Origin of the sequence: Burkholderia sp. Ax-1720 (assembly GCF_011753035.1) — a bacterium.
Lineage (GTDB): Bacteria > Pseudomonadota > Gammaproteobacteria > Burkholderiales > Burkholderiaceae > Burkholderia > Burkholderia gladioli.
Map to the genome: position 1 here is coordinate 1 of NZ_VWWK01000304.1, position 4,533 is coordinate 4,533.

General features: G+C 74.0%; 1 protein-coding gene and 1 pseudogene. Both read right to left on the bottom strand.

All coding sequences use genetic code 11. The features are described 5' to 3' along the window. Positions 1–155: 155 nt before the first annotated feature. Positions 156–3,911 carry an exodeoxyribonuclease V subunit beta gene (recB, locus tag F3J18_RS35680; RefSeq protein WP_166916812.1) on the bottom strand — a complete coding sequence of 1,252 codons (3,756 nt, stop codon included), beginning with the start codon at positions 3,909–3,911 and terminating at the stop codon, positions 156–158. Then, a pseudogene (locus F3J18_RS35685) lies at positions 3,908–4,533 on the bottom strand (exodeoxyribonuclease V subunit gamma); the annotation flags it as partial. The pseudogene F3J18_RS35685 and the gene recB, both read right to left, overlap by 4 nt.

Genomic DNA, 4,533 nt, shown 5'->3' on the forward strand with positions numbered 1-4,533 from the left:
GGCCCAGCGCGCGGCATCGGAGCCGGCGCCCAGCCGGCGCGACAGCATGCCGATCCGGCGCGCGAAACCCTCGGCCAGCGCGAGCCCGAAATCGGCCGGCTCGGGCAGGCGCTCGGCCAGCCCGCCGACGAAGCCGAACGGTTCGGTCAGGTCCTTCATGCGCGCTCCTTGCGCATCAGCGCGTCGAGCGCCTCGACCAGCTCGCGCGAGGGCCGCCGCGCATGCACGCCCGAGGGCCGCCCGCCGCTCGACCAGCCGGGACGCACGCCGCGCACGAACAGATAGAGATACCCGGCCATGTGGCTGTCGTAGTCGTAGCCGGGCAGGCGCACGCGCAGGTAGCGATGCAGCGCGACGGTATAGAGCAGCGCCTGCAGGTGATAGGCGTGGTCGGCCATCGCCGCGTCGAGCGCGGCCGGCCCATAGGCGTCGGGGGTCGCGCCGAGATGGTTCGACTTCCAGTCGACGATCCAGAAGCGGCCGTCGTGCTCGACGATCATGTCGATGAAGCCCTTGAAGAAACCCGCGAGCGTACCCGATTCGAGCGCCACGTCGGGATAGCCGTGCTCGACCAGCAACGCGCGCAGCGCCGCGAAATCGAGCGCGGCGGCCGGGAACAGGAATTCCATCTCGTTCAGGCGCCGGCCCGGATCGATCGCGGCGAGCCGCATGCCGGGCACCAGCTCGGTGGCGACCACCTCGGCCAGCATGCGCGTCATCATCGCCGGCAGCCGCTCGGCCAGCTCGGGCTCGGCTTCCACCGGCCGCTCGTGCAGCGCGCGCCGCGCGGCTTCGTCCCAGCCGCTGGCGTCGCCGAAATCGCTCAGCTCGAACAGCAGGTGCAGGCACTCGCCCGCCGCCGCGCCGCGCGGGAAACCGACGATATCGTCGGGATCGGGCTGCATGGCGCGCTCGCCGCCGCCGTCGATGCGCGGCACCGGATCGACGGCCGCCGCGAGCGCATCGTGATCGGGACGCAGCGCCTCGTCCGGCACGGCCGCGATGCCTTCCTGCTCGCGCGCGATCGAGGCCGTCAGCGAGCTGAAGCTGGCGATGCGCCAGGCGTCGCGCAAAAAGCGCGCGGCCTGGCGCGCGCCGCCGAGCCGCTCGGCATCGTGGCCGGCCGCCAGCGGCGTGCGCGCGCTCACGCCAGGCAGCGGCGCGATCGAGATCGGGCCGGTGGCCAGCGCGCGCCAGCTCGCGGCCAGTTCCTCGGCCTCGGGCGGTTTCTCGAGCCAGGCGTCGAAGCCGTGGCCGGCGCCGCCGACCAGCCAGTTCAGCACGCTGCGGCGCGCCTCGCGCGTCGAACGCGCCGACTGGTAGACGCCCGCCACCAGGTAGCAGCGATGCACCGCGCGCGTGAGCGCGACATAGACCAGCCGCGCGCGTTCGGCCGCCTGCTCGCGACGCGCCTGCGTGGCGGCCAGCTCGGCGGCCGCCTCGTCGCAGCCGTAATGGAGCACCGCCGCGCCGGCCTCGTCGTGATACTCGCGCGCATCGGGCAGGGCATCCTCGCGCGGCTCGTGCAAGCGCCCATCGTTCAGGAACGGGCAGAACACCACCGCGTATTCAAGGCCCTTGGACTTGTGCACGGTGACGATCTGCACCAGGTTGCGATCCGATTCGAGCCGCAATTGCGCGTCCTCGCCGCCGCCCACCGCGCGCTGCGCGGCCAGCCAGCGCAGCGTCGGCGCGATGCCGGGCTGCGCCGAGGCACGCGCCTGGGTCAGTTCGGCCAGGTGGTTGATGTCGGTCACGCGGCGCTCGCCGTCGGCGCCGCCGATCAGCCGCTCGGCGATCCGCAGCTCGCGCGCGAAGCTGCGCCACATCACCGCGAAACCGCGTTCGCGCCAGAGCAGGCGATAGCGCGAGAAGCGCTCGACCCAGCTCATCGCGTCGGCATCATCGGCGGCCGCGCCGGGCGCCGCCTCGCCCTGCTCCAGCCGCCACAGCGCAGCCGCGTCGAGCCCGAACCAGTCGGTGGCGAGCGCCGCGCGCAGCCGGCGCAGGTCGCCCGGCGCATCGATCGCGGCCAGCACGCGCTCGAGCTGCTCGGCGTCGAGCGTGGCGAACACCGAGGCCTGCGCGAGCTCGACGCTGCCGATCCCCCAGGCGGCCAGCACGCGCTTGACGATGCTGCCCTGCCGGTGGGTCTGCACCAGCACGGCGATATCGGCCGGCGTGAGCGCGGCCTCGCCGAGTCGCACCGCGCCTTCACGCGCGCCGCGCATCAGGCGCGCGATCTCGGCGGCGCAGGCCTGCGCGGCCTGCCATTGCGCGTCGCGCTTGCCCAGCGCCTGGTCGCCGTCGGGCAGCATCCAGATCCGGAAATCGCCGCTGCCGGCGCGCGGATCGGTGCCGTCGACGAAGGGCGCGCGCTGCCGCGTGCCGGCGCGCACCGGCTGGTAGTCGAGGCCGTCCAGCACGAAGGCGCGCGGGTTCGCGCCGAACACGCGGTTGCAGGCCTCGACGATGGCCGGCGTCGAGCGCTGGTTCACCGCCAGCGTGTAGCGCGCGCCGGCCCGCTCGCGCGCGGCCAGGTAGGTGTGCAGGTCGGCCGCGCGGAAGCTGTAGATCGCCTGCTTCGGATCGCCGACCAGGAACAGCGGCCCGGCCGGCGCGAAGATCCGGTCGAAGATCGCGAACTGCAGCGGGTCGGTGTCCTGGAACTCGTCGATCAGCGCGGCCGGGTAGCGGCGGCGCAGCGTGTCGGCGAGCCAGGGATGGGCCTCGAGCGCGTGATACAGGTTGGCGAGCAGGTCGTCGAAGGAGACCACGCGGCGCGTGCGCTTCTTCTCGGCGAGACGCGCCGGCGCCTCGGCCAGCCAGTCGGCGATCAGCGCCAGCCAGCGCGCGCGCTGCGCGGCCTCGGCGGCGGCCAGCGCGGCCTCCAGCGCCTCGGCCGCCTCGAAGAACGGATGCTCGGGCGTGGCGCCGCCCTTCTTGGTGGCCTTTTCCAGCACGCCGCGGGTGAGCTTCAGGGCCGGCTTGGGCAAGGCGGCCGGTGCCAGCGCGCCGGCCGCCTCGTTGAAATAGGCGCCCCAGGCGGCCAGCGCATCGTCCACCGCCTCGGGCTTGTGCGAGCGCTGGTTCAAGGAAGCCTGCGCCAACGCCAGCACGCTGGCGATCGCCGCGCGCTCGGCCTGCCACAAGGCGGCCGCCGCCGCGTGGCTGGCCCGCAGCGCCGCGTCGAAGTCGGGGCCCGGCGCGCGTGGATCGGGCAGGCCGTCGAAGCGCAGCGCGGCCAGCGGTTTCTTCAGGCGCCGCGCGAGTTGCGCGTCGAGCGCTTCCGGCCCGGCGCGATGCGCGACCAGCCAGGCCGCGAAGCCGGGATGCGCGGCCGCCACCGGCTCGACGCGCGTGCGCCAGAACTCGGCCGCCAGCTCGAAGCGCAGCGCCGCGTCGTCGGCCTCCATCTCGAAGGCGAACGGCATGGCGGCCGCGAACGGCGCTTCCTGCAGCGCGCGCTGGCAGAACGCGTGGATGGTGTGGATCGCCGCCTGGTCGAAGCCGCGCAACGCGCGACGGATCCGCTTGGCGGCGGTTTCGGCGTCGATTCCGCCGCCGCCATCGTCGCCATCGCCGTCGCTGCCCTCGCCGAGCGTGGTCTCGAACAAGCGCGCGACAAACGGATCGCCGCCGTCGTCGCCGGTCTCCAGCGCGTGCGCGAGCTGCGCGAGCCGTCCTCGGATCCGCTCGTGCAGCTCGGCGGTGGCGGCCTTGGTGAAGGTCACCACCAGGATCTGGTCGGCCTGCAGGTCGTGTTCGAGCAGCAGGCGCACATAGAGCGCGCAGATGTTCCAGGTCTTGCCGGTGCCGGCCGAGGCCTCGATCTGGTTCACCCCGTCGAGCGCGCAGGCGAAGACGTCGAGCTCCTGGGGCGCCTGCGAGGCAGCGATGGCGGCGCTCATGCCTCGCTCCTCAGGTGCTCGGCGAGCGGCGTGAAGACCAGGCGCGCGAGCGCCGGGAACGGCGCGTCGAGCGAGAGGTTCCTGCCGCGCCAGACGATCGCGAGCGCCGCGTCGTCGGCCTCGCTGGCCACGCGCTCGTTGATCCACACGCCGGCGGCCTTGGCCTCGCCCTCCGCGACCAGCGCCCAGGCGCTCTTCGGGAAGAAGCGCAGCGGCATGCGGCGGCCGGCGCGGAACAGCGCGGCCAGCGGCGCGAGATGCGCGAGCGGGTCGGCCACCGGCGCGAATTCGAAACCCTCGCCGCTGCCGAACCACCGCGTGCGGCGCGGGCCGCCCGGATCGATCGCGCAATAGACCAGGTGCGCGAGCCAGGCCGACAGATGATCGCGCGCGCCGGGCCGCGCGTAGCGGTAGATCACCTGCCCGGCGGGCGTGAGCCGGTTCAGCGTGCCGTGCAGCGAGATCGGCGCGCGCAGCGCATCGGCCGCCAGTGCCGCATCCTCGGCGCCGAACCAGGGCATCTCGCCTTGCGGCCAGGCCGGCGCGATCTCCAGCGCGAAGGCGCGTCGCTCGGCGCCCGCCTCCAGCGCGAGCCGCACCTTGCCGGCCAGCCGGTCGAGCG